The organism is Actinokineospora sp. NBRC 105648, from assembly GCF_030269645.1.
Taxonomy (GTDB): Bacteria; Actinomycetota; Actinomycetes; order Mycobacteriales; family Pseudonocardiaceae; genus Actinokineospora.
This window is the reverse complement of the sequence record NZ_BSTR01000013.1, coordinates 81,569-106,930: the sequence shown is the minus strand read 5'-3', so window position 1 is coordinate 106,930 and position 25,362 is coordinate 81,569. Positions and strand designations below refer to the sequence as shown.

The 25,362-nt window shown below is 70.5% G+C and carries 24 protein-coding genes; 8 read left to right on the top strand and 16 right to left on the bottom strand.

All coding sequences use genetic code 11. The features are described 5' to 3' along the window. Positions 1–92: 92 nt before the first annotated feature. The 5 genes from QSK30_RS14750 to QSK30_RS14730 form a co-directional block, all read right to left on the bottom strand. Complete coding sequence (locus QSK30_RS14750) at positions 93–2,345, bottom strand: pyridoxal-phosphate dependent enzyme (protein WP_285503207.1); 2,253 nt, start codon at positions 2,343–2,345, stop codon at positions 93–95. Beyond that, positions 2,335–3,273: a GHMP family kinase ATP-binding protein gene (locus tag QSK30_RS14745; protein ID WP_285503205.1), complete on the bottom strand. Its 939-nt coding sequence runs from the start codon at positions 3,271–3,273 to the stop codon at positions 2,335–2,337. The genes QSK30_RS14750 and QSK30_RS14745 overlap by 11 nt, the downstream gene beginning before the upstream one ends. Next, on the bottom strand, positions 3,270–4,775 hold the full coding sequence (locus QSK30_RS14740; RefSeq protein WP_285503204.1) for an argininosuccinate lyase: 1,506 nt from the start codon (positions 4,773–4,775) through the stop codon (positions 3,270–3,272). The genes QSK30_RS14745 and QSK30_RS14740 overlap by 4 nt, the downstream gene beginning before the upstream one ends. Beyond that, a complete protein-coding gene (locus QSK30_RS14735; protein WP_285503203.1) occupies positions 4,772–7,768 on the bottom strand; it encodes a non-ribosomal peptide synthetase in 2,997 nt (998 codons plus the stop codon). The genes QSK30_RS14740 and QSK30_RS14735 overlap by 4 nt, the downstream gene beginning before the upstream one ends. A gap of 611 nt (positions 7,769–8,379) precedes the next feature. Next, positions 8,380–9,105: a DedA family protein gene (locus QSK30_RS14730; protein ID WP_285503202.1), complete on the bottom strand. Its 726-nt coding sequence runs from the start codon at positions 9,103–9,105 to the stop codon at positions 8,380–8,382. A 175-nt stretch (positions 9,106–9,280) separates the two neighbouring features. Here QSK30_RS14730 and QSK30_RS14725 point away from each other — a divergent pair, with 175 nt between their 5' ends. The 3 genes from QSK30_RS14725 (at position 9,281) to QSK30_RS14715 (ending at position 12,042) form a co-directional block, all read left to right on the top strand. Beyond that, positions 9,281–10,516: a sensor histidine kinase gene (locus tag QSK30_RS14725; RefSeq protein ID WP_285503200.1), complete on the top strand. Its 1,236-nt coding sequence runs from the start codon at positions 9,281–9,283 to the stop codon at positions 10,514–10,516. Next, positions 10,507–11,151, top strand: a complete 645-nt coding sequence (locus tag QSK30_RS14720) for a response regulator (RefSeq protein ID WP_285503198.1) — start codon at positions 10,507–10,509, stop codon at positions 11,149–11,151. The genes QSK30_RS14725 and QSK30_RS14720 overlap by 10 nt, the downstream gene beginning before the upstream one ends. A gap of 174 nt (positions 11,152–11,325) precedes the next feature. Then, positions 11,326–12,042, top strand: a complete 717-nt coding sequence (locus QSK30_RS14715; RefSeq protein WP_285503197.1) for a LuxR C-terminal-related transcriptional regulator — start codon at positions 11,326–11,328, stop codon at positions 12,040–12,042. 137 nt (positions 12,043–12,179) lie between these two features. On the opposite strand, the gene QSK30_RS14710 is transcribed toward QSK30_RS14715, so the two are convergent. Together QSK30_RS14710 and QSK30_RS14705 are read right to left on the bottom strand one after the other, a co-directional pair. Further along, a complete protein-coding gene (locus QSK30_RS14710; protein WP_285503196.1) occupies positions 12,180–12,470 on the bottom strand; it encodes a hypothetical protein in 291 nt (96 codons plus the stop codon). Between the two features lie 14 nt (positions 12,471–12,484). Further along, positions 12,485–12,724 carry a hypothetical protein gene (locus tag QSK30_RS14705; protein ID WP_285503194.1) on the bottom strand — a complete coding sequence of 80 codons (240 nt, stop codon included), beginning with the start codon at positions 12,722–12,724 and terminating at the stop codon, positions 12,485–12,487. Positions 12,725–13,011: 287 nt separating this feature from the next. Here QSK30_RS14705 and QSK30_RS14700 point away from each other — a divergent pair, with 287 nt between their 5' ends. Next, positions 13,012–14,379 carry a helix-turn-helix domain-containing protein gene (locus QSK30_RS14700; protein WP_285503192.1) on the top strand — a complete coding sequence of 456 codons (1,368 nt, stop codon included), beginning with the start codon at positions 13,012–13,014 and terminating at the stop codon, positions 14,377–14,379. Between the two features lie 42 nt (positions 14,380–14,421). Continuing rightward, positions 14,422–15,096, top strand: coding sequence for an NsdA family TPR-like regulatory protein (locus tag QSK30_RS14695; protein ID WP_285503191.1), 675 nt, complete (start codon positions 14,422–14,424; stop codon positions 15,094–15,096). A 9-nt stretch (positions 15,097–15,105) separates the two neighbouring features. Here QSK30_RS14695 and QSK30_RS14690 read toward each other — a convergent pair whose 3' ends face one another. The 5 genes from QSK30_RS14690 to QSK30_RS14670 form a co-directional block, all read right to left on the bottom strand. Then, positions 15,106–15,888 (bottom strand): TauD/TfdA dioxygenase family protein, encoded by a 783-nt coding sequence (locus tag QSK30_RS14690; protein WP_285503190.1) that lies wholly within the window; start codon positions 15,886–15,888, stop codon positions 15,106–15,108. Further along, entirely contained in the window at positions 15,888–16,310 is a 423-nt protein-coding gene (locus tag QSK30_RS14685; RefSeq protein WP_285503188.1) for a lasso peptide biosynthesis B2 protein, read from the bottom strand. Before QSK30_RS14685 ends, QSK30_RS14690 begins: the two co-directional genes overlap by 1 nt. Further along, positions 16,307–16,564 (bottom strand): lasso peptide biosynthesis PqqD family chaperone, encoded by a 258-nt coding sequence (locus QSK30_RS14680; RefSeq protein WP_285503186.1) that lies wholly within the window; start codon positions 16,562–16,564, stop codon positions 16,307–16,309. Before QSK30_RS14680 ends, QSK30_RS14685 begins: the two co-directional genes overlap by 4 nt. A 69-nt stretch (positions 16,565–16,633) precedes the next feature. Beyond that, positions 16,634–18,457, bottom strand: a complete 1,824-nt coding sequence (locus tag QSK30_RS14675; RefSeq protein WP_285503184.1) for an asparagine synthase-related protein — start codon at positions 18,455–18,457, stop codon at positions 16,634–16,636. Positions 18,458–18,547: 90 nt separating this feature from the next. Beyond that, positions 18,548–18,661, bottom strand: coding sequence for a lasso RiPP family leader peptide-containing protein (locus QSK30_RS14670; RefSeq protein WP_285503182.1), 114 nt, complete (start codon positions 18,659–18,661; stop codon positions 18,548–18,550). 204 nt (positions 18,662–18,865) lie between these two features. Here QSK30_RS14670 and QSK30_RS14665 point away from each other — a divergent pair, with 204 nt between their 5' ends. Further along, positions 18,866–19,594 carry a maleylpyruvate isomerase family mycothiol-dependent enzyme gene (locus QSK30_RS14665; RefSeq protein ID WP_285503238.1) on the top strand — a complete coding sequence of 243 codons (729 nt, stop codon included), beginning with the start codon at positions 18,866–18,868 and terminating at the stop codon, positions 19,592–19,594. Between the two features lie 697 nt (positions 19,595–20,291). Here the strand turns inward: QSK30_RS14665 and QSK30_RS14660 are convergent. Then, entirely contained in the window at positions 20,292–20,774 is a 483-nt protein-coding gene (locus QSK30_RS14660) for a hypothetical protein (RefSeq protein WP_285503181.1), read from the bottom strand. Between the two features lie 334 nt (positions 20,775–21,108). Between QSK30_RS14660 and QSK30_RS14655 the strand changes: the two genes are divergently transcribed. After that, positions 21,109–23,226, top strand: a complete 2,118-nt coding sequence (locus QSK30_RS14655) for a putative bifunctional diguanylate cyclase/phosphodiesterase (RefSeq protein WP_285503179.1) — start codon at positions 21,109–21,111, stop codon at positions 23,224–23,226. 31 nt (positions 23,227–23,257) lie between these two features. Here the strand turns inward: QSK30_RS14655 and QSK30_RS14650 are convergent, their stop codons facing one another. Both QSK30_RS14650 and QSK30_RS14645 read right to left on the bottom strand, forming a co-directional pair. Continuing rightward, positions 23,258–23,410 (bottom strand): hypothetical protein, encoded by a 153-nt coding sequence (locus tag QSK30_RS14650; protein WP_285503178.1) that lies wholly within the window; start codon positions 23,408–23,410, stop codon positions 23,258–23,260. Between the two features lie 79 nt (positions 23,411–23,489). After that, positions 23,490–23,939, bottom strand: a complete 450-nt coding sequence (locus QSK30_RS14645; protein WP_502871837.1) for a nuclear transport factor 2 family protein — start codon at positions 23,937–23,939, stop codon at positions 23,490–23,492. A gap of 89 nt (positions 23,940–24,028) precedes the next feature. Between QSK30_RS14645 and QSK30_RS14640 the strand changes: the two genes are divergently transcribed. Next, the gene (locus QSK30_RS14640; protein WP_285503176.1) at positions 24,029–24,574 is read left to right on the top strand and encodes a TetR/AcrR family transcriptional regulator; all 546 of its coding nucleotides are present in this window, start codon (positions 24,029–24,031) and stop codon (positions 24,572–24,574) included. Positions 24,575–25,112: 538 nt separating this feature from the next. On the opposite strand, the gene QSK30_RS14635 is transcribed toward QSK30_RS14640, so the two are convergent. Beyond that, positions 25,113–25,352, bottom strand: coding sequence for a hypothetical protein (locus QSK30_RS14635; protein ID WP_285503174.1), 240 nt, complete (start codon positions 25,350–25,352; stop codon positions 25,113–25,115). Positions 25,353–25,362 lie beyond the last annotated feature (10 nt).

Below are 25,362 nucleotides of genomic sequence, written 5' to 3'. Positions count from 1 at the left end.
ACGTCGATGATCTCGGCGTCAATGTTTCTCGGCGTCAATGTCTCTCGGCGCCCGCCGGGTGAACCGCAGTCGGTTCACCCGGCGAACGCGCGCTAGCGCTCGGCGGCGAGGTGGAACTCCACCAGGCCGGTCGCCCGGTCCAGCGCCTCGGACAGCTCCGCCCGGCTGGGCGCGTGGGCGATGACGTAGCCGAGTCGGCCATAGGCGTCGGTCGGCGGACCGACCACGGCACCCGGCGACGTCGTCACCGTCACCTGGCGCACGAACGGAACCGCTTCGGCGGCAGCCACACCGACCACCTCGGCCAGCTCACCTCGGGCTTCGGTGCGCAGGAACCGGATCCCCGCGTACCCGTCGAACGGCGCGGGCTCGGCCACCGGCAACCCACCGAGGTGGCGCACCTGCTGCTCCAGCAGGTCCACCCCGGTCGCCAGCCGCACCAGCTCGGGGATCATCCCGCCCGCCAGCCGCGGGTTCACCTCGATCACCACCGGACCGTCAGCGCCCACCCGCACCTCGGTGTGCGTGGCCCCCTGCGTCATCCCCAGCGCCAGCAACGCCTTGCGGACCGTGTCGACGATCGCCGTCGCGGCGTCGGCGGGCAGGTCCGCGGGCACCACGTGCCCGGCCTCGACGAACTGCACATCGTCCACAAGGGACTTCGCCACGATCGCGTACAGCCTGGGCTCGCCGTCGACCCCGATCATCTCGACGCTGTACTCCGGCCCGTCGGCGAACGACTCGACCAGTGCGCCCGGCGCCCGCCGCTGCCCCCGCCCGTTGACCGCCACCGCGGTGATCGCCGAGACCTGCGCCGCCACCTCCTCGAGGGTCGAGCAGCGCAGCACCCCCGTCGACCCCGACTCGTCCACCGGCTTGACCACGCACGGCAACGGCAGGTCGGCCCGGCTCAAGACCTCGTCCGCACTGGCCACCAAGGCGAACGCGGGCTGGGGTACACCGGCCTCCGCGAGCGTGGACCGCAGCGCCCCCTTGTCCCGGCAGCGCGCGATCGCGTCCGGCGCGGCGGCGGGCAATCCCAGCCGCGCGCCCAACTCCGCTGCCCTGACCAGGTAGAACTCACTCGTGCTGCCGACCGCGGAGACCTGTTCGAGCGGGACCAGCTCCGCCAGGGCGGTGGTCATCGCGTCGAGGTCGCCGGTGTCGCAGACCACGGTCTCGACCGCCGCGTCGGCCAGGCCCAGGTACCGGGACGGCCGGTCGGTGAGGAACACCGGCCGGTACCCCAGGCTCGACGCGGTCGCCAGAGCGCGCATCCCGGTGCCGGTCGTGTTGGACTCGACGAACACGAACGCGGGCCGCGCTTCCTCCGGCGGCACCGAGTACGCCCACTCGCGGACCACCGCGTCCGAGGGCACCAGCCGCGGCCGGGTGCGCAGCGGCAGGCCCGCCAGGCCGCGCTCTTCCCAGTACTTCTCGTTGTGCACGGTGGAAACATAGCGGTCGCCCCGATCGGGGAAGATCCCGACGATCGTCGCCCCCGGCTCGGCCCGCGCGGCCAGCCAGGACACGACGCGGTAGGCCGAGCCGGACGTGTTGCCCGCGAACAGGAACTGCTCACGCGCGAGGTCCCGGGTGGCGGCGAACGCCTCGCGGTCGTTGAGCCAGTGCACCTCGTCGATCACCGAGCGGTCCAGGTTCGGCGGGTGCATGCTGTTGCCCAACCCGCTCTGCAACCGCTGCGGCCAGTCCGGCTGTCCGAACAGGACACTGCCGACGCAGTCCACGCCCACCGACCGCAGCCCCGGCAACGACTCCCGCAGCGCCCGCGTGGTCCCGCACAGCGAGCCGCCGCTGCCCACCGGGCCGACGATGGTGTCGATGTGCCCGAGGTCGGCCACCAGCTCCTCGGCCAGCACCCGGTAGGCGGCCGGGTTGTCCGGGTTGTCGTACTGCCGTGGCCAGAACGCGCCCGGGTGCTCCGCCATGATCTCGGCCAGCCTGGTCAGCCGGGCGCCCTGCCAGCCGTGTTCATCCATTTCGGACACGATGTGCACCGCGCAGCCCAGCGCCTCCAGCTTGGCCAGGGTGATCGCGTCGACCCGCGGGTCGGTGACGATGTGCACCGGGTGCCCGAGCGCGCGCCCGACCAGGGCCACCCCGAGCGCCATGGTCCCCGACGAGCTCTCCACCAGCGGCGCGCCCTCGGCCAGCGCGCCGGACTCGCGCGCCCGCAGGATGATGTTGCGCGCCACCCGGTCCTTCATCGCGAACAGGTTGTTGAGCTCCAGCTTGGCGTAGGCGCGCACGTCCGGTCGCTCCGGCAACCGCAGCCGCACCAGAGGTGTGCCGCCGATGGCGTCGATCAGGTGCTCACTGCGCATGGGGGTACCCCTCCGGGGACGGCCCGCCGTCGAAGCTCAGCGAGCGGTAAACAGTCACGTTGCCCGCCAGGCTCAGGCACTTCTTGGCCGCCTCCGCCACCCTCACGCGGCTCTCCGGCGCCCGGGTGTCGAGCAGGATGCCCAGGGTCGTGCCGCTGTGCGCGTTGACCACGCCCAGGCCGCCGACCTCGGCACAGATCCGTTGCAGCGCGGGCAGAGTGCGCTTCGGCCGGAGCACCTGGTTCATCTCCGCGCTGCGCGTGGCGACCTCGCCGATCGTGTCGAGGTCGCCGTCGCGCACGGCCGCCGTGACGCGGTCCAGCAGGCTCGCGTAGTCGCGGCGGTCGGCGGCGGTGAACGGCTTCGGGATCCGGTTGAACGCCACGGTGTCCACGGTGCCGCCCTCGTCGATGCCGACCACCGCCATCGGCGGCAGCGACCCGAGGAACGAGTGCAGCCGCACCCGCCGGTGGTAGAAGGCGACGATGCCGGGGTAGAGCACGCCGTCGGTCGGCTCGATCCGGCCGAGCAGCTCCTCCACCCGGTGCGCGGGCATGGGCAGCCCCAGCGCGTTCGCCACCGCCCGCGCGGTCGCCACGAGGTCGGCTGACGAGCTGGCCAGGCCCTTGCCCTCGGGGATCCCGCTGTCGATGGTCAGCAGCCCACCGCTGGTCTCCCCCGCGTCGGCCAAGATCATCCGCGCCAGCCGCAGGGCCTTGCGCTTGCCCGCGGGCCGTACCTGGAGCTCTACCGACTCCGGGTCGGTGCGGAACGTCGCGATGCTCCAGCGCGCGATCGGCAGCGTGACCAGGAAGTCCCCGTCCGCCTCCGGCAGCGCGCCCTGCAACAGCTCGCCGAACGTGCCGAACGCCGTGCTCACGCCGGTCGCGCCGCGGTACGACGGCGCCAAGATCATTGATGTGCTCACCTGCTCCCCCTCCATTCCCCCGCGCCTGCCAGCAGGCGCTCCACCACTCGACCACCGTCCTCGACGTCCGCGCGCCGCCTCGCCCACTCCGCCTCGGCCCGCGCCAGGGCGGACCGCTGCGCGTCGAGCACCGCCGCGACGTGCTCGGGCCCGGTCGACCCCGCCGTGCGCTTGGCGGCCACCGCGCGGTCGACGTCGAAGGCCTCGACCAGCAGCGCGTGCCCGTCCGCCACCCGGTGCCCGGACGCCCGCGCGATCTCCTCGAGCAGCCGACCGTCCGGTTCACCCGGGGTCAGCCCGCGCTCCAGGGCCGCCACGACGTAGCGGCCCGCCACCACCTGCGCCTGCCGCCACGGCACCCCGGCGGCCAGGCACAGGCCGTTGGCCAGCCCGAACCCGCCCAGGTACTCGGTTTCGCACACCGCCCGCAGGCGATCCGCGCGCAGCACCAGGTTGTCCAGCACCACGCGCAGCAGCCGCAGCACCGAACCCGCGTCGTCGAACGCGGCAGGCACCCCCGAACTGGCCTCTTTGGACACTTCCACCGTGTTGCTGAACGGCGTCGCGCGCTGGGCGACCACCACCTCGGTGAAAGCGCCCGCCAGCCGGGCCGTGCGGGCCCGGATCCTCTCCAGCACCGGGAAGTTCTTCTTCTGCGGCATCGCCGAGGAGATCCCGCTGAGCTCGTCGGGCAAGTCCAGGAACCCGTACCCGGCCCCCGCCCAGGTGATCAGGTCGGTGGCGAATCGGCTCAGCGGCACACCGAGCAGGCACAGCTCGGCGGTGGCCTCCAGCGTCCAGTCCCGGGCCGCCACCGCGCGCAGCGCGTTGCCCGAGCCGCTCGCGAAGCCGAGCAGCTCGGCCATCCGGTCGCGGTCCCAGCCCAGGTCGCCGCCGGTCATCGCCCCCGCGCCCATCGGGCACTCGTCGAACACCCGCAGCAACGCGGTGAACCGGTCCAGCGCGTGCAACAACTGCTCGGCGAGCGCGGTGAAGTAGAAGTCCGCCGTCATCACCTGGGCGGGCTGGGAGTGGGTGTAGCCGGGCATGACCACACCCCGCTCCCGCTCCGCGAGCCGGTGCGCGGCCCGGACCAGGTCGGCCAGCTCGGCCACCAGCTCGAAGACCCGCGCCCGCCCGTACATCTTCTGCGCCGTGGCCTGCAGGTCGTTGCGGCTGCGGTCCACGTGCCAGGCGGGCGGCACCTCGCCCAGCTCGGCGGTGACCGCGCGCTCGACCCCGAAGGCGATGTCCGCCATGCCCTCCGCGGCCGCCTCGACCACACCCCGATCCACTGTGGACAGAGCGGTGCCGATCCGGGCGACCTCGTCGTCGGTGAGCACGCCCATCCGCTGGTACTCCAGCAGCAACACCCGTTCGATCGCGAGGTAGTGCGGCAACAGGTTGTCCAGCTCGAAGCGCAGTTGGGGCAGCAGCACCTCGGCGCGCAGTAGCGCACTGGGCCCGGCGGCGATCCGCCCGGTGAGCGCCTCGACGGTCATCGGGCGACCGACACGGCGCCGAGCGCGGCCAGCACCCGGGCCGCGACCTCGTCGGCGACCGTGCGGACGAAGTAGTGCCCGCCGTGCGGCAGGACGTGCGTGCTCACCCACTCGGCCAGCTCCACCCACCGGCCCGCGTCCGCGCTCGGGTGCCCTGGGTCGTCAGCGGCGTTGACCACATGCAGCGCCGTCGACAACCGGTGCGCGCCCGGGTCGGCCAGCACGCGCAGGAGGTACTCGTTGGTGCTGAGGACGTCGTGCCGGTAGGCGGCGCCGACGACGTCCACCCGCTCGGCCTTGAGGTCGTCGAGCTCGACGTAGGAGCTGTCCGCCCGCAGGACGGCGGTGATCTCGTGGTTCGCCAGCCCCGACACCTCGGTGATCTCCGCGCGCAGCGGTTCCGGGCCGCTCAACGGCGCGGCACCGACGAACACCGCCGCGGGCGACTCGCCATCGGCCGCCAACAGCCGGGCCAGCTCCACCGCGTGCGCGGCCCCCGCGCAGTGTCCCCACACGGCGACTGGCCCGGTCAGCCCGGCGACCTCAGCGCGCACCGCCGCGGCGACGGCGCCGACATCGGCGAACTCCTCCCGAGCGCGGGACAGGTCGTGGCCGGGCAGTTCCACCCCGAACACGACGACCCCGTGCTCGGCCAGGGCACCAGCCAAACCGCGGAAGTTGACCGCGTTCCCTCCCGCATAAGGGAAGCAGACCAGGTGCACACCGTCCACGCCGTCCGGGCTGAGCCGGTGCAGCAGCGCGGGCCGGGGCCGGTCGGCCTGGTCGGCTTGGTCGAGGTGGTCGCCCTGCAGCCGCAGCGCCAGCTCACTCAGGGACGGGTCCTGGGCCAGGTCGCGCAGGCTGAGCCTGCGGTCGAGCCGCACCACCAGCCGCACGGCGGCAAGGGACGTGCCGCCGAGCTGGAAGAACCGGTCGGCCCGGCTGATCCGCTCGACCGGCACGCCGAGCACCTCCGCCCACGCGGTGGCCAGCGCGTTCTCCGCGACCGTGGTGGGCGCGGCGTAGCTCGCGGCGGCGTGGCCCAGGGTGGCGGCCAGCTCGCGGAGCACCTTCCGGTCGACCTTGCCGTTCTCGGTCAGCGGCAGCGAGTCCATCCGGTGGCAGGCCCCGGGGACCATGTAGTCCGGCAGCGCCGCGGCCAAGTGCGCGAGCACCTCGGCCTCGGCCACGTCTGGCCCGGCGTAGAACCCGACCAGCTTGCGGGCCTCGCCCTCGCCGTCGACGACCACCGCGCAGCCCCGCACCCCGGGCAGCTCCAGCAGCCTGCCCTCGACCTCGCCGATCTCGATCCGGAAGCCGCGGATCTTGACCTGCTGGTCGCGGCGGCCGAGGAACTCGATCCGCCCCTCCGGCAGCCAGCGGCCGAAGTCGCCGGTGCGGTAGAGCCGCTCGCCGGGCACGTGCGGGTCGTCGGCGAACGCCTGCCGGGTGCGCTCCTCGTCGTTGATGTAGCCCCGGCCCACGCACACCCCGGCGAACGCGATCTCCCCCGGGCTGCCCAGCGGCACCAGCCGCAGGTCGGGGTCGAGCACGTAGGTGCGCACGTTGCGCAGCGACCGCCCGACGGTCACGAAGCCGCGACCCGGCTCGCCGGTGAGCACCTCGTGCATTGTGTCGTCGCCGACCTCGGTGGCCCCGTAGGCGTTGACCAGGGCGATCTCGGGGTAGCGGGCGAACCAGCGGCGCACCAGGTCGAGCTTGAGCGCCTCGCCGGTGACCGAGATCGACCGCAGCGGCCCCAGCTCGCGCGGGTGCCGCTCCAGCTCGGTGAGCAGCACCTCGAAGTAGGACGGCACCAGTTGCACGACGCCGATCCCGTGCCCGGCCAGCTCGTCGAGGAAGGCGGGCACGTCGAGCTGGGTGTCGGTGTCCACCAGCCGCACCCGCCCGCCGACCAGCAGCGGCGCCACCAGCTGCCACAGCGAGATGTCGAAGCACTGCGACGCGGTCTGGGCCACCGCGGTGCCCGCGTCCAGGTCCAGGTCGTCGATCTTGGCGCGCAGGTGGTTGACCATGCTCGCGTGCTCGCACATGGCGCCCTTGGGCAGACCGGTGGAGCCCGAGGTGAAGTAGATGTAGGCCAGCTGCCCGGGACCGACCGGCACCGGCGGCGCGGTCGCCGCGGGCAGGTCCTCGACCAGCAGCAGCGGCGGTGCCTGCGGCAACGCGGCCAGCGCGGTGTCCAGGGTGGCGTGGCTGCCCGCCTCGGAGAGGGTGAACCGCACGGTCGCGACCTCGAGCTGGGTGCGGATCCGGTCGGCCGGGAACCCCGGGCGGATCGGCATGTACACCCCGCCCGCCTTCAGCACGCCCAGCGTGGCCGCGACCCAGCCGAGCGTGCGCTCGGTGACCACGCCGACCACGTCCTCGGCCACCAGACCCGCGCCGAGCAGGGCGGCGGCCACCCGGTCGGACCGCTCGTCGAGCTCCCGGTAGGTCCAGGCGCGGTCGCCGTGGCTGACCGCGGGCGCGTCCGGGTGGGCGCGCACCCGCTGGGCGAACAGCTCGGGGAACATCGCCTCACCCACCGGGCGGGTCGGCCCGGCCAGGCCGTGCACCTGGTGGTGGGTCTCCTCGGCGTCCGGGAGACCGTGGGCGTCGTGCCGGGCGTCGGGTTCGGTGAGCGCGGCGCGCAGCGCGCCGCGCAGGTAGCCGCCCAGCCTGCGGGCGTGCTCGGCGTCGAACAGGTCGCCGCGGTGGCGCAGCCGGATCTCGCCCGCGTGCAGGGCGATGACCAAGGCGACCGGCTCGGCGGGGTCGGTGTTGGCGCCGTCGAGGTCCAGCAGTACCTCGGACCGGCCCACCTCAGGCCGCGCGGTGGCCCTGGCCTGGTCGGCGGCGGCGCGCAGGGCGCGCCAAGTGCCGTCCACGACGGTGATGTCCAGCCGGTGCTCGCGGCCACCCTCGCGCAGCCCGAGGACGAGATCCCGCTCGCCGACCACGGTGCGCAGGACGGCGGCGGCCACCGCCACCAGGAGGGTCCCCCGGTCCGCTCCCGCCCGTTCGGCGAGTTCGGTGAGTTCGGCGGAAAGGGGGGTGGAATGGCTCCGAAAAGCCGGGCGAACCGGCGCGTCCGGGTGAATCCACCGGGGCACCCTGGTCAGGACGCGCTCGGCTTCCCCGGGCGCGTAATCGGTTCCGACATTGCGTGAAGTCGCGGCGCTCACTGGTTAGGACTGCCCTTCGCCCGAGTACCGCGAGAGCGCGCGAACGACCGGCGTCCCACGTCCGGAAATAGGACGCGGCCCCCGAGTGGCGCCCTGCGGTGATTCCCCATTTCACCCGGCTCGATGAGACCGGGTCAGCAATGGCAGCATTGCCCGCGGGATCGGTGGGCGTCAAGGCCGCGGGCCCGGCGGGCGAGTGCCCGACCGAGCCCGGGTGAATCGGGTGAACCAGCAGGTGGGAATCCATTTCGCGGCCCGCGGCGGGGGCACCGGGTGCCGGGCAACCTCTAGTGGCTTCGTTAGCAAATCACCGACCACCGGCGCCGGCCCCGGTACGCCCAGCGGTGGACAGCGGCACTGGGGGTGTGCGCCGCTGTCCACCTCGCTGGTCCCGCCTGGGACCTGGACCGGGTCGGTCAGTACCGGCGCTGGGCCCGGATGACCTGGGTGGCCTCGGGGTCGTAGCCGGTGCCACCGGCACCGCCGTCGCCGCCCTTGTCCTTGCCGCGGTTGCGCAGCCGGACCACCACGAACAGCGCCACGGCGATGATCACGGCGACGATGACGATCTTCTGGAAGATGTCCGCGTAGTCGCTGACCAGGTGCCAGTTGGCGCCGAGGCCGTAGCCGGCCAGCACGAAGATCGAGTTCCAGATCAGGCTGCCGAGCGTGGTGAGGAACAGGAACTTGGCCACGTTCATCTTCTCGACCCCGGCGGGCAGCGAGATCACGCTGCGGAACAGCGGGACCATCCGGCCGAGGAACACCGCCTTGTTGCCGTACTTGGCGAACCAGGCCTCGGAGCGGTCGAAGTCGGTCACCTTCATCAGTGGGATCTTGGCGATCAACGCCCGGGTCCGCTCCCGGCCGAGCAGCGCGCCGAGCAGGTAGACGATGATCGCGCCGACCACCGAACCGGCGGTGGTCCAGGCCAGCGCCTCGACCAGGCTGAACGTTCCCCGGCTGGCGGAGAAGCCGGCGAGCGGCAGGACGAGTTCACTCGGAATGGGCGGGAACAGGTTGTCCGCGCCGACCACCAGGGCCGCGCCCGGGCCGCCGAGCGAATCCATCAGGTCGACCGCCCAGCCGGCCAGGCCGCCCACCGGCTCGGCGGTACCTTCGGCAAGCAGGAAATAGGACATGGTGTGCAACCCCTTGACAGGTCGTGGACTGTGGTTCCGCGGCTGTCACAAACCTAGGAACCACCGGCCGCGCCGACAATGAGGCGAGCCACCCAGCGGGCGGGGTCAAACCGCCAGGGGGATAGTGCGGTAAACCGCAGTACCGGCTCGTTGCGGGTCGGCTACCTTGGGGTATGTGCACCAGAATGCCGCCTGGGCGCCCCCGGCGCTGCAGATACCGCTGCCGGAGGAGTTGAACGCGCGCGCGCTGGCCGGGCGCTGGCTGCGGGCCGTGGCGAGCATCCTGGCGGGGGCGGTCACCGCGCTGGCCGAGTTCGGCTACCTGGTGCTCGCCCTCTTCGGCGCCGCGCTCACCGCGATCCCCGGCCCGCACCGGCGGGCCATCACCGCCGCGGCCGACCAGCAGGCGCTGCGGCTCACCGAGCTGGAGCTGCGCCGGGTCACCCGCTTCCACGGCCCGATGCACATCGACGTGCTCACCCCCGCGCGCTGCCGCCGCTACCTGGCGCTGCGCTGGATGGTGGGCGGGCTCGGTCTCGGTGTGCTGCTCATGCTGGTGCTCTGCCTGGTGGTGGCGGGCTCGATGCTCTCCGCGTGGGTCCTCGACGGCGGCTGGGGGCTGATCGAGAACGGCTCCGACCGGGTGGACACCTGGCTGCTGCTGCTGGCCGCGCTGCCCGGCACGATGCTCACCTTCGTCAGCGCCGTGGGCATCCTCGGGGTGGGCACGCTGGACCGCTGGCTGGCCACCGAGGCGCTCGGGTTCAGCGCGCAGGTGGTGCTGCAGCAGCGGGTGCTGGAGCTGACCAACACCCGGGCCGAGGTGGTCGAGGCGATCAACGACGAGCGCAGGCGGATCGAGCGCGACCTGCACGACGGCGTGCAGCAGCGGCTGGTGGCCCTGGGCATGCTGGTCGGCCGGGCGCGCCGGGCCGCGGTCGGCTCCGACGCGCTGCGCGGGCTGCTGGAGCAGGCGCAGGTCGCCGCCCAGGAGGCGATCAGCGAGCTGCGCGAGGTGGCCAGCCGGGTGTACCCGATCGCGCTGGACGACGCGGGCCTGCACGCGGCCCTGGAGTCGCTGGCCGAGCGCTCGAGCGTGCCGATCCGGCTGGACTTCCAGCTCGGCGAGCGGTTGCGCTCCACAGTGGAGGCAGTGATCTACTTCGTGGTGTCCGAAGCGGTGACCAACGCGGCCAAGCACGCGAGCCCGAGCACGGTGGAGGTGGTGGTGACCCGCCAGCAGGACCGGATCCAGGTGGTGATCACCGACGACGGCAAGGGCGGCGCGGACCCGGCGGGGACCGGCCTGTCCGGGCTGGCGCGGCGGGTGGCCGCGGTGGACGGGCTCTTCGCCGTGCGCAGCCCGCTGGGCGGCCCGACCGTGGTGGAGGCGAGCCTGCCGTGCGCGTGATCCTGGCCGAGGACTCCACCCTGCTGCGCGAGGGACTGGTCCGGCTGCTCGCCGAGGAGGGCTACGACGTGCTCGCCGCCGTCGACAACGCCCCCGACCTGATCACCGCCACCGCCGAGCACCAGCCCGACATCGTGGTCACCGACGTGCGGATGCCGCCCACGCACAACGACGACGGCCTCAAGGCGGCCCTGCAGATCCGCCGGGAGTGGCCCGACATCGGGGTGCTGGTGCTCTCCCAGTACGTGGAGAACCGCTATGCCACCGAGCTGATCACCAGCACCGCGGGCCGGGTCGGCTACCTGCTCAAGGACCGGGTGGCCCAGGTGGACGAGTTCCTGGAGGCCCTGGGCCGGGTCGCGGCCGGGGGGACCGCCTTCGACCCGGAGGTGGTGCGCCAGCTGCTCACCCGCACCACGCACGTCGACCCGCTCGAACGCCTGACACCGCGGGAGAAACAGGTGCTGGCGCTGATGGCGCAGGGCTTGACGAACGCGCGGATATCCGAGGTCCTGCACGTATCGCAGAGCGCGTCGGAAAAGCACATCAATGCGATCTTCGACAAACTCGGCCTGGCCCGTTCGACCGGGCTGAGCAGGCGCGTCGTCGCGGTGGTCAAGTACCTGGGCAGCTGAGCCATTACCTGATCGGAGGTACCTCGATGGTGTGATACCCACGGCCCGTTCCAGTGGTCGGTTTATCCTTGACCATGGAATCCCGGACTGGTATACAGGAAATATCGGAAAAGAGTTCGGCCGAATCGCGCCGGGCTCGGGGGTTGCCCGTATTTACCTGGGGGTTGTTCTTTCATGACCGAAACAATCGAGGCGAGAACGGCCACGATGAGCGTGGTGCCCGATTCCGCGGAATACGCGGGCGACTGCCGGAGCTACTTATCAGTCCGCCAACTCGACATCATCGCCAACTCGATGTTCATCTTCCCGGCCGACCTGTGCATCCTCACCCTGGACGAGCGGCTGCGGGTGGTCGACGCCAACAGCGGCGCCTGCCACCTGATGGGCGGCCTGCCGCCCGCCCGGCTGCGCGGCAACCGGGTCGCGGGCTGGTTCCACGCAGAGGACCGCAAGGACCTCTCGGCCAGGCTGGACGCCCTGGTCAAGGGCACCCTGCCGCGGGTGGCCATCGAGGCGCGGCTGGCCGGGCCGCCGCGGGTGAAGTCGGCGGTGCGCATCCTGGCCTTCCCCAACGAGGTCCGCGGCGACGACGGCACCAGCCGGGTGGTGGCCGTGCTGCGGCCCTACGTCAGCACCGACACCAGGAGCCGCAAGAACCAGACCCTGGTGCTCAGCGACATCGACATGAAGATCATCGAGGGAATCGCGGCGGGGGTGTCGACGAAAGAACTCTCGACCGAGCTGTACCTGAGCAAACAGGGCGTCGAATACCACGTCAGCAGCATGCTGAAGAAATTGGATGTGCCCAATCGCGCCGCCCTGGTGTCCAAGGCGTACGTGCTGGGAATCCTCAACGCCCAACAATGGCCGCCGCGCCTGGTGGCCAGCTGACACAGATCGTGCCGTAATGACAAATGCAGGACAAAAGGGGCGGGGCGCCGAACAATAGGCGCCCCGCCCCTTTGTTCGTTTCGTGAGCGATTGATATCGCCGGTACCGCCCGATCGGGTGGGGCTCCCCAAGTCGCGTCAGGGCGCTTCACCGGTCGGTCGGTGGATGCCCGCGTCGTAGGTGTTCCAGACGGCGGTGACATCGCGGTGCAGCGCGCGGGTGGCCAGGCGGTTGCCGAGGGCGATCAGCACTCGGCCGAGCTGGTGTTCGTCCCGGGGCGGCGTGGGGGTGGCGCGGCCCAGGTGCGCGTCGACGTCGCGCCGGACGTAGCCGGTGATCGCGGTGCTGACCGCGGACAGGGTCGCGCAGAGGCGTTGCTGCTCCTCGTCCCCGTCGCCATCGGGGACGGCGGCAATAGTGGCGACCAAGGCTGTTCTCCCGTCTATCGGATGTCGCGGGCGAGCTGGGATCCCGGGTTGGCGAGCAGCCAGCGGGCGGCGGCGACGCTAAGCGCGTGCGCGCGGTCGAGGCGGTCGATCGCGGCGGCGGTGAGGGTGCCGGTTTGGATGTGCGCGCGCAGGGCCCGGGCGTGGATGCCGACGTCGGTGAGGTTGCCCAGCACGTAGATCGTCTCCGGTGGCGGCGGCGCGGTGATCGCCGCGGTGCAGCTGTCTGCGGTCATGGGTGCGGTCTCCGAATGGGGGTGCGTACCAGGCAAGGGTGGGCACACCGGCTCCCTGGTGCGAGACGCACGTGCGATGGCGATCCCCCGTCGTGCCGCGGAGGTCGAGTGTGACCGTGGCGCATGTGACCGATGTGACCAGTGGGGATAGTGGCGGTGATATGCCCGGCATATCCCCTTGGCAGATCAGCGGCTCCCGCGCGCGACCGGGCCAGAGACATGTGTCGCTGTGGGTGCCCAGTCGGCTACCGTGAGGTTCCTGACGTGGCCGAACCGAGGCAGGACCGATGAACACCACCACGTGGGGCGACGCACAAGACCAGCCGGACGCCGCGATCTGGGACACCCCACCCATGCGGGACGCCCTCGCCATCCGCGACATCGGCGCCGTGTTCCGACTGCTCAGGCGGCACGGCGTGTCCCAACGCCGGATCGGGGCACTGACCGGGCAGGCGCAGGCGGAGGTGTCCACGATCGTCCGGGGCCGCCAGGTCATGGCCTACGACGTCCTCGTCCGCATCGCCGACGGCCTGGGGATCCCACGGGAGCGGATGGGCCTGGCAGGCGCGACAGGTGTGGAGTCGGGTGGTAGCGCAGCGGGAGAGGCGGGGGACATGCCGGATCGACGCACGTTCATCGGACTACTGGCCCAAGCCGCCGTCGGCGCAGGCATAAGCCCAGCGGATCTCGGCATCCTGACCACCCCGAGCTCGGCCATCCCGGTTCGGTCGAGGATCGGCCGCACGGACGTCGACCAGCTGCGCGAGATGACATTCCTCCTGTGGACACAGGAGAAACGCCTCGGCGGTGGTGCAGTGCGAGGAGCCGCGATCGCCCAACTCGGCCACGCCCGCGACATGCTCAAGGCCACCCACACCGACGACATCGCCCGCGAACTGCACGGGGTGCACAGCGACTTGCTCCTGCTGGCCGGCTGGACCTCGCACGACAGCGCGAACCTTGGTACCGCAAACACCGGCGCAGGCCTGCGCTACCTCGGCCAAGCTCTCGTCGCCGCACGTGAAGCCGACGACGACCTGCGCAGCGCGCTCGCGCTGGAGCGGATCGGGCGGATCTACCTGCGCGCCGGGCAGTTCGACGACGCCAGGCAGGTCCTGAGCCTGGGCGTGATCGCCGCTGATCGAGCCCGGTCCGGGGAGGCGGCCGGGTGCCTGTACTCCACCCAGGCCCGTGTGCACGCGGCCATGGGGGACGCCGCACGCGCGCACGACTCAATGGAGCGCTCCCGGCTCGCCTTGGTCACCACCAGCGACAATCGCATCCCCGCACCCAACAGCTTCACGATCGAGAGTTGGAACGGCTTGGCAGGCAAGGTCGACTTCGCCCTGTCGGACAAGAACAAGGCGTATGCCGCGTCGGCAATTGACGCCCTGACGACCTTCACCACCTTCGAATGGGTCAAGAACAAGGGGAAGGCCATCGTGTTTGCCGAGTTGGCGACCTGCCACCTGCGCAACGGCGACCCCACCACCGGCATCCACTACGGGCATCAGGCAGCGGACCTCGCGGCGAGCATCTCATCAGACGGCCTGCAGCGGCGTCTCGGAACACTCGCGCACGCCGCGAAGTACCACCCTCGCAACGCAGACGCCACCGACCTCGTGCACCGCATCACCGCCGGCACAGCCAGCTAGCTCCGTCCAACCTGACCTGGTGCCAGGTTCGGTAGCGGTACCGTGCGGGCACCGGCGATCGGCCAAGCCCTAGTGGCCGCCCGTGACGCCGACGACGGCATGCGCAGCGCGCTCGCCCTCGACCGGATCGGGCGGATCTACCTGCGCGCCGGGCAGCTGGAAGACGCCCGGCAGGTCTTCAGCCTGGGGGTGATGGCTGCCGACCGGGCCCGCTCGGCGGAGGCGGCCGGGTGGCTGCACGCTTCCCAAGCGCGAGTTCACGCGGCCATGGGGGACGCCGCACGCGCACGCGACTCCATCGAGCAGTCTCGATCCGCGCTGGATGCCCCAAGCGAAGCCATTCCCGCCCCCAACAACTTCACCCTCGACAGCTGGACCAGCATCGCCGGAAAGGTCAACTTCGCCCTCGCCGAAACCGACGGGACGTACGCGGCGTCAGCGATCGACTCCTTGTCCGCGTACACCGCGACCGTCGACCCGGTCCGGGTCAAGCGGAAAGCATTCGCCCTCACCGAGCTGGCAACCTGCCACCTGCGCAGCGGTGACCCGGCCACTGGCATCCACTGTGGACATCAAGCAGCGGACCTCGCGGCGGGCATCTCCTCCGACGGTCTGCGCCAGCACCTCCGGATGCTCGCTCGCGCCGCCCAATACCACCCTCGCAACACAGACGCCACCGACCTCGTGCATCGCATCACCGCGGGCACCGCCGTCTAGCAACAGCGGTCAGGCGTAGGACCCGGTGGTCACGCGGTAGGTGACCTTCCTGCCCTGGGCTCCCTCAGCTTTGTGCATCACCAGGGCGTTGTCCCAGACCAGCACGTCGCCGGCCGTCCACGAGTGTCGGTGGACGTTCTCGGCCGCGGTCGCCGTCCCGTACAGCTCGCGCAGCAGGGTCGTGCTCTCATGCTCGGGGATGTCGGCGATCGAACGGAGCCAGTGCTCGTTCAGGTAAAGAGCCTGCTCGCCGGTCACCGGGTGGTTGCGGACCAGCGGGTGGTGCAGGTTCCGCAGCTCGGCGAGCTTGCGGTCCCGCTCCTCCGCCGAGATCGCCGCCGTGCGCAGGACCCGGGCCCGGTCCATGTCCTGGCGGGCGATGTCCTTGGCCGGGTAGTAGCCGCGCAGCCCAGTGACCCTGGCCCGCACCGGCTCCGGCAGTGCGCGCAGCGCGGCTCGCATGTCTGCGAAGAGGGTGTCGCCTGCCGACTCCGGTGGTTGGACGCACAGCAGGATCGTCACCGCCGTGGGGTCGGGCTTCAGCGGTCCGTCTGCGTGCCAGTAGCGGCCGCCTGCGCTGGCGCCTAGACCGCCCACATTGGACTGGAGGCGGACCGCCGGGTGGCCGGGGACCTGGTGGGCCTCGGGGAACACCGGCTCCGGCTCGCCGAACCGCTCGGCGAGTCGCACCAGGTCGCCCGCGTTCGAGGGGAAGTCGCTCAGCACCAGCACACCGTGCGCGTGGAGCAGTCGCGGGAGGTCGTCGTGGCTGTCTGGTCGGTAACCCAGCATTAGCGGGCCCCCGCAGGCGGGACCTTGATCAGCGCACGGTGGTAGCCGGCCGGGTACGGTTCGTCGACCGGTTCGCCGTCGACCTCCACCCAGGCGTGGCCGAGGAATGGCATCACCCGCACGCCCGAGCACCAGGTGGGCCAGGTCCCGCTCGCCCGGCAGAGCAGAGCCGTGGCGATCGACCGGGGCAGGCAGCCCTCGCCCGCGCAGGTCGAACTCACAGTGACCACAAGGGACCGTGCGCGGGCAGCCTCCACAGTGGTCGCCGGGCGGGCGCCGGCGCGCAGGCGGGTCATGATGCGGCGGATCCGGGCTGGCGGTTGGGCTGCGATCACCATTGCCAGCCGCACCGCCAGCCACGGGAGGACTCGGTGGTGGGGCGCGACGGAAACCCGAGCACCCATGGTGACCGGCGCGGTCACGAGGTCACCAATCCACTGGATACCAAGCGCCCCAACAGTTCCTGGGCATCGACGTTGACCACGTCCGGCGCCACCCGGTAGACCGAGGCGACCTCGGCCACCGCGTCCGGGAGACTGCCGCCGGCGAGCAGCTTGTCCAGGATCAGACCGCCGGAGCGGTTGAGCTGCCAGTACTTCCCGGTGCGCTCGTCGAGCAGCACCACACCCAGCTCCGCGGCGGCCATGGACACCTCGGCACGCAACTTGATCGACATCGTCCCTCCAGAATCCTTGTCCGACAACGAACCCGACGCGGCCAAGCCGCGACAATCTACTTGCGACAGTCACGCCACCCGGCCGACGTCGCGCGCACCCGCGCCGACGGCCCGCAGCCAGTTCTCCACCGACATCGCGGTGTCCAGGGCGGCCATCGGCAGGCCCACCGGGTAGGCCGACAGCGCCGCCCGGCGGAGCTTGTCCCCGTCCACTAGGCCCATCCGGGCCAGCAGGGAGTCCTCGAACAGCAGCGCGAGCTGGTCGCGGTGCCGGTGCAGGCCGCGCTGCAGGTCGTCGGAGAACTCGCCCTTGGTGCCGCGGCGCAGCGAGTCCGGCGGCATCTGGTCACGCATCGCCTCAGCCATCAGGGGTTTGTAGCGCCAAGGGCTGCTGCGCTCCTCCGGCCGCACCGCAAGACACGCCTCCAACACCCGGTCGTCGAGATACGGCGCGTGCAGCGGGGCACCGGCGGCGAGGGTGACCTGCTGACCCTGGCGCACGGCGGCGCCGACCTGCCGGACCAGGTCCACGGTCAGGTGCGTCGCCCGGCTGCCCTGCGGTTCGGCGTGCGCTGCCGCGGCGCGGAGCCGGTCGGCGACCTCGGCGCTCGCGGCCGGAGTGGCCCACGGCGGCATGCGCACCGGGTACTCCCAACCGAACATCGGGATCTCCGGCGCCGGGAACGGATCGGTGAGCCGGTCCGCCTCGCGGAGCATCCAGCGGGGGTACGGGGTGCGGTCGCTCAACTCGCGCAGGCCCGCGGTCAGCGACCAGCGCTTCATCGCCCGCAGCGCGGTGAAGTGGCTCTTGGCCAGGGCGGGCTTGCGGGCGATGAGGTCGTGCAGGTAGTTCGGCTTGGCCACGAGGACCTCGTCGCCGCCGTGGCCGGTCAGGTGCACTCGGGCGCCCTGCTCCGCCAGCCAGCCAGCGGTGAACCGCAGTCGCCCGGCGGACCGGATCCAGCGCAGCGGCTCGTCCACACCGGCGATCGGGGTCCCGACCTCGGCGAACATGTGCGGCATGTCGGCGCTGGTGAAGACGTGGTGGCGCAGGTGATCACCGGCCAACGACCGCTCGGCGCGCGCCGCCCAGACGTGGTCGTCGTGAGCGGGGTCGTCCACCGAGATCCGCACCGTGTCAAGGCTCCCGCCCGCGCCGGTGACGGCATCAGCGGCGAGGAAGCACAGCGGCGTCGAGTCCAGTCCACCGGAAAGATCGGCACCGACCCGCGAATCGTGCCCAACCCGGGCGAGCACTGATTGCTCGACCGCTTCCCGCAGTCCCTCAGACCCGGCGGCCAGGTCGAGGTGCGGCTCCGGCGGAGACCACCAGCGCACGACCCGGTCGCGGCCGGCGCGGTCGAGCTCGAGCCAGGAGTCGGGCGGCAGTTGGCGCACGCCCTGCCAGATGGAACCGGCCAGCGCGGTCGAGGAGATCGGCAGCAAGCGGGTCGCCAGAGCGATCTCGTCAAACCCGGCGCCGATCATCCGGGCCAGCAGGTCACCGCGATCAGCAGCGATGGTGATGCCACCGACCCGGGCGTGGCTCACCGCGCGCACACCGGACACGCTGCCCTGCACCCGAACCCGCCCGCCGACGGAGGCGATCACGTGCACGCTCCCGTGCAGGCGTCGGGCGACTTTGTCCACATCAGACAGTGAGTTGACTTGAGCGGCGTAGTCGCGCAACCGCTCCTCGGTGACGGTGGTGGCACCGACGACCACCAACCGCACATCACCCACGGCCGCCGCGACCACGGCGTCGGCACCGCCCCGGTCGAGGTCGCCGACCAGCCACGGCCGACCGGACGGGTGGGTGAACACGGTCGCGGGCAGCACCTCCGCGATGTCCCGGTCCGGCAGCGCCAGCCAGCCGCCGATGTCAGTTCGCACGATTCCGCCCTCTTCCGCCTCTTGCCGGGAAAAGGCAGCGGAGTCGGAACTCCGCCGCCTTCCCGGTCACGCTTCCGAAATCGCCGGAACTTAGTCGAAGTGGATGAAGAAGTCCGCCAGCGGGAAGCCGACGCCCCTGGTCAGGTCGTCGTAGTCGCCCAGCTCGACCAGCTGCGGGGCCTCGTAGGTCAGCTCGTTCTCCATGACAACCTCCGTGAGTTCTCATTGCGGAACCGACCGGCACTGCTGTGCCGTGCCACCACTGAATCAGAACGACCGGCACTTGATCAACGGTTTTCGAGACCGCCGGGCACGTCTATGAGGAAAACACCAGTCCGACAATTCTGGTGTTTTCCATAGGACGCGCTACCGTACGGTGGCCCCCCGGAAGGAGCACACCCCGTGCGAATGCTCGCCCAGGCCCTGCTGGCCCACACCGACACCCTCGCCACCACCGCGTCCCTGGCCGACCCGGACGCCCTGGTCCCGACCTGTCCGGAGTGGACAATCCGGCGATTGGTCACCCACGTGGGCCAGGCCCACCGGTACTCGACGACCGCCGTGCGCACCCACCAGGCCGCCCCGGCCAGCACCGCCGACCCCGGACCACAGCAGAACTGGCGAACCTGGCTGACCGGTGGTGCCGAAGACCTGCTGGCAGCACTGCGAACCACCGGCCCCGACACCGAGGTCTGGACCCGCTTCGGCACCCGCCGAGCCCTGTTCTGGCTGCGCCGGATGACCCACGACACGGTCGTGCACAACGTCGACGCCGCCCTGACGACCGGTGCCGAGTTCAAGATCGAGGACTCGCTTGCGGCCGACGGGATCACGGAGTACCTGGAACTGGCGATCGCACGGATCGCGGCGGGGCTACTACCGTCGGTGGAGAGGTTGAGGGGCGACGGCGAGACAATCCGACTGAACGCCACAACCGGACAAACCTGGCTCATCACCCGGACGTCGACCGGGATCAGCACAGATCTGGTTGCAGGTCAGGCGGATGTTACAGCGACGGGGAGCCCGCAGGACCTACTGCTTCTGCTCACGAGAAGGACCTCACAAAATGCGCCACAGATAGCTGTCACCGGAGGACAGGAATTGCTGGAACACCTACTCGCAAGCACAGACTTCTAACCCAAACACCCCGCCCCACCTATTCCACCTAGCCGCCCCACCGCTTCACGCTTGCCCTTGCCCTTGCCCTAAATCTTTCAATCTCTAAATCCCGAGCCCGCTGGTACGCAAGACCCGTTACGTTTGTGCTCGATTGGGTGGACTGCCTTCGCGTGGGGGGAGGCGACCGCTAAACTTGACCTGTGGTGGGGATGCCCTTCACCCCACGCTTTTTCCCCACGCGGTCGCCTAGGGGCCCCACGCGAAGGCAGTCCACCCAATCGAGCCCCCGTCTTTACTCGGGCAGCTCACGAGATGCGCCGCCCTGGGGTCGACGCCACGGGCCGCGCATCGCTTGGGTTGCCCGAGGAAAAGATGGGGGCTCGATCTAGTGAACTCACTTCGTGCGGGGCCCCTAGAGCACCGCGGTGGAGAGAAAAGGGCAGGGTAAGGGCATCCCCACCCACGGCAAGTTTAGCGGCACTCTCCCCCCACACGAAGCAAGTCCACTAGATCGAGCATCCGTAACGGGACTTGCGTACCAGCGAGGTCGGTCTATCCGCTGCGGTACCAGCGGGGACGGGATCTTGTTGCCTGTCAGTGGGGTCGGTCTATCCGCTGCGGTACCAGCGGGGGCGGGATGCCGCTGCGCTTTGCCGGGGACGGGAACCTGTGCTTCCAGCGGGCTGGGATCTTGTTGCGTATCAGCGTGGTTCGGCTACTTGTCGCGTGCGCTGCCCTGGGGCCAGATGATGGTTGTCGGTATAGCCCGGTGGTGAGCAGCCTCGACCACGTCAGCGGTGCCGCCCTGCCCCGCGGCCGGTTGCCCGTCCCAGATAGCGATGATCGTGTCGACGGTCTCGAGAACGTATTCGCTGGCCGCCATGTACGCCTGGCTGTTCGAGTCGGCGAACGGCATCGTGTGCACGGTGTCCGCCCTGCCGAGCAGGTAGTCGAAATCGGCCGCGTTGGTGGGCTTTACCTTGCGGTCCCGGTAGTCGGCGGCAGGTAGGACCACCTCCAAGGTGCCTCCCGAATCAAGCACCTCGCGAGCGAAGATCTGGTCTGCTCCGCGCGCCAAGCAAGTGACGCCCACGAGGTCGGTACCCGCGTGCTGGGCAAGAGCGTCACGGATGGCAACAGCAACGAGCCGAGCCGTCGCGGCTGTGAGGTTGGTATGGCCGGTAATGCCGATGCGCACGAAGTGTCCTTATCCGGTGTGTGCCGAGACGGTACCGAATGCTCCTGCCTCAGCGGAAGCGAGCAGCTTGGTGTCCACTCGACCGGGGAACCAGGTAGCGGTGTGCGGGAGCACCTAGGAGCCGGACATCGAGCGGCAGGTCGAGGTCAGCGACTATCCACAGTAGACAGGAGCGGGCCGGCTCTGGTGACCGGACGTGTCCGGGTAGCGTGTGTTCCCGCCGATTGGCGGCGCTGGGGGGCGTGTTACTGGACCACCCGAATGGGCGATGTCCCTGAGCCGTTGACCCGGTACGCATGCTGTCCTCGACAGATGATCAGTGGAGGGGCGCCGGGTGTCGGCCGACAGTTCGAGCTCGACCACGGCACCTGCCGACGGTGACGCCGTCTCCCTGCGCCGGATCCGGACCCTGACCGAGGTCTTCTCCTGGTTCAACTCACTGGCGGTGGCCACCCAACTGCTGCTCGCCGGCACCTGCGGTCGGTTCGCGGCCTGTGTCGTGCTGGTGGCGTTGGTCCTCTGGGTCCTCCCCCGCCGGTTGCCCTGGGTGTCGACGGCTGTCGAGGGGGCCGCGATGCTGCTGGGCTGCCTGGCCCTGCCCGCGCCCAACCCGATGGTCGGGCTGCTGTTCGCCTTCACCATGCGCCGGGCGCTCGACGAGGATGAGGCCAGCTTCGCGATCGCGGCGGTCGGGCCGCTCGTGGGTTACCTGGCCGGGCTGGCCGGGTATGTCGCGGCGGGTGGGGGAGCCGGGTTGAGTGTGCTTGGGCCAGCACTGTTTCCGCTGGTCGGGCTTATGATCGGCGCGTTCGCGCTGCGCCTCACGGTGATGTCGGCGCGGCGGGAGCGCAGTGCGCGCCGGGACGCCCAGGACGCGCAGGCGCGTACGGCGGCGATCTTGCGGGCGAGTCCGGTGGGGCTGGTGTTGCTCGACAGCACTGGCGAGTCGGTGCTGTCGAATGACCGCGCGCGGCGGTTACTCGGCGATCTTGTCCCCTGCCCGCACTCCCCTGACGTGCGCACCTGCGCGACCGGGTGTCTTGGTGCGGTGATCGGCGCGGGTGAGCCGGTCGAGGTACGCCACCAGACCCCCGACGGCGTTGAAGCGACCTTGGAAGTTAGCGCTACCGCGTTGCCCTCGCGGCACGGTGGTGCGGCCGACATCCTGCTCGCGGTGTCCGACATCAGCGCGCGCAAGAGCCTGGAAAACCGCCTGCGCACGCGCGCCGAGCGCGACGACTTGACCGGTTTGGCGAACCGCGCGCACTTCTCCGACACGCTCGCGGGTGCGCTGCGTGACGACGCCCAGGTGGCCCTGCTGCTGATCGACCTCGACGGGTTCAAGCAGGTCAACGACGTCGACGGGCACGCGGCGGGCGACGAGGTGCTGATCGCGGTCGCGCGCCGGGTGCACCGGGTGTGCCTCGGCCAAGGCCTGGTCGCTCGGCTCGGCGGTGATGAGTTCGCGGTGCTCGCCCCCGGCCTCGACACCGAGACCGCCACCAAGCTCGCCGAGGCCGTGCTCACCGAGTTACGTCTGCCGCTCGACGGTCGCGACCGCGCGCGGGCCAGCGTCGGGCTGGCGCTGGCGACCACGCCGGGCACCACCGGCAGCACTCTCCTGCGTGACGCGGACGCGGCGATGTACACCGCCAAGCGCGCAGGCGGCGACCGGGTGGCGGTGTTCGGCGCGCACATGCACGTCGAGGCGCTGGCCCGCAAACGGTTGCGCACCGAGTTGCGCTCGGCGATCGTCGACGAGCAGTTCGTGCTGCACTACCAGCCGATCGTCGACCTGGCCACGGGCACAGCCATCGGCGCGGAGGCCCTGGTGCGCTGGCTGCACCCCAGCCGCGGCCTACTGCCGCCGGACGCCTTCGTCGCCCTGGCCGAGGAGTCCGACCTGATCATCGACCTCGGCGACTGGGTCCTGCGGACCGCGTGCGCCCAGGCCGCGCGCTGGCACTCCGAGGGTCGACCGCTGGACATGAGCGTGAACGTCTCGGCCCGCCAGCTGCTCGACCCGGCCTTCCCCGACCGGGTCACCGACACCCTCGCCGACTCCGGGCTCCCGGCCGGCTCGCTCACGCTGGAACTGACCGAGTACGCGGTGGCCCACGACAGCGTCATCGCCGTGCTGTCGGACCTGCGCTCGCGCGGCGTGCGGGTGGCGCTGGACGACTTCGGCACCGGGTACTCGTCGCTGAACCTGCTGCGCAGGCACCCGTTCGACGTCATCAAGATTGACCGGTCGTTCACCGGCAAACTGGAGCAGTCCAGCCGGACCACGGGGATCGTCGCCTGCGTGCTGGCCCTGGCGGACACGCTGCGCACCCCGGTGGTCTGCGAGGGGGTCGAGACCTCGCGGCAGGCCACATTCCTGCGCGAGTCGGGGTGCCCCCGGGCGCAGGGCTACCTGTTCGGCAGGCCGATCCCGGCCGAGCAGTGGTGACCACCATCCACAAGGGACAGTGACCGGACACTCACGACTTGCGGGTGGCGCACTGCCCCGCCGGGTGAATACCGGGCAGCCGGGAGCACCGGCAGGCGCACAGGTCGTTGTACTCGGCGTCGTCCATCGGCTTGGTGCGCGGCTGGGGGCGGGTGCTGGGCTGCGGGCGCAGTGCGGTGTTCATGGCGACACTCCAGGTGGGGACTCCGGCGGCGAGGTGGGGCTCCTGGCAGTCAAGTACCACCGATCCACCGGTTTGACGCCTACTTCACCGGGAGCAGCAGCCCGTGCTCGGACTCCGGCCGGGAACCGAAGATCCGACGCTCACCGGCGGTGATCGGCACGTCGTTGATGCTCGCCTCGCGCCGCCGCATGAGGCCGTCATCGGCGAACTCCCAGAGCTCGTTGCCGTAGGAGCGCGACCACCGCCCCGCCCGATCCCGGCACTCGTACTGGAACCGCACCCCGATCCGGTTCCCCCGAAACCCCCACAACTCCTTGCGCAGCGCATAGTCCAGTTCGACCGCCCACTTCTCCCGCAGCAACGCGATGATCTCCCCATGCCCGGTGGCGAACCGATCCCGGTTGCGCCACACCGAGTCCGCTGTGTACGCCAGGGCCACCCGCTCCGGGTCACGGGTGTTCCACAGGTCCTCAGCAACCTGCACCTTGCGCCGAGCGCTGTCCTCATCGAACGGCGGCCGAATGCTCACGCGCACTCCCCTCATCGGGAGAACGGTCGTTCTCCCCAGCTGCCACTACACTAGAGAACGAACGTTCTCCACGGCAAGGGGACCCTACGATGGACCACGACGAGGCCACCACCCGACTACTCGACACCGCCGAGCGGCTCTTCTACGAACGCGGCATCCAGACAGTCGGCATGGACGAGGTCCGAACCGCCTCCGGGGTCTCCCTCAAGCGCCTCTACCAGTGCTTCCCTGCCAAAGAAGCCCTGGTAGTCGCCTACCTACGCCGCCGCGACACCCGCTGGCTCAGCTCACTGGCGAACTTCGTCGCCCACCACGACCCAACCGACCAGATCCCCGCCGTCTTCGACTGGCTGCACGCCTGGTTCAGCGAACCAGGCTTCCGAGGCTGCGCGTTCATCAACTCCGCAGGCGAACTGGGCGCCACCTCCCCCGAGGTACTAGCGGCAGTCCGCGACCACAAGGCGGCCGTACGCGAATACCTCGCCACACTGGCCGACCAGACCAACGTCCCCGACCTGGCCGACCACCTGAACCTCCTGGTCGAAGGCGCCATCACCACCGCAGCAATCACCGGCGACCCAACAACCGCTCACCAGGCACGCCAAGCCATAGAACTGCTACTAAACCGCCCCTGACACCACGAACCCGCACCCTCACACGCACAGCAATCCCGCCCCCATCCACCCAACCGCAGCGGAGAGCCCGCCCCATCGCCAGACCACAGCGCAGCTCCCACCCCCACCAGACCGCAGCGGTGAGGCCGACTGCGCTGGTACCGGCGGCCCCGCTACGGATGCTCGATCTAGTGGACTCGCTTCGTGTGGGGGGAGAGCACCGCTAAACTTGACCAGTGGTGGGGAATGCCCTTCACCCGCCCTTTTTTCACCACCGCGGTGCTCTAGGGGCCCCACACGAAGCGAGTTCACTAGATCGAGCCCACGCTTGTAACCCGGGCAACGAAGACGGCCGCCTGAAGCGCGTCCACCAGATCGAGCCATGCTCGAAACCCGGGCAACGAAGACGACAACACCACGGCAGGACCCGCTCAAAACCCGAGCAACACAGGGCAGCAAAACCCGCCAGACCGAGCCCACCCTCGCGACCCGGGCAACGAAGACGGCAACACGAAAACGAGCCCACGCTCGAACCCCCGACGCAGCAAGTACACAAAGATCAAGCAAGCTCAACAGACTCAGCAGGCCGCCGACACCCAGCATTCCCACAGCTGGAGTTCAACCGCCCCTGCAGATTGTTGATCGCCCGCTGATCCGACCCCCACTGGATCGTCGCCTCCAAGTACTCGTCCTCCTGCTCCACCGACCCACCCCCCGGTATCGCCAGCAGAGAATTGATCATGCACTGGATCTGGTTCGCGGTCGCGTTGTCGTCCCAGTAGATGTTGAAGGTGTTCACGCCGACCTCC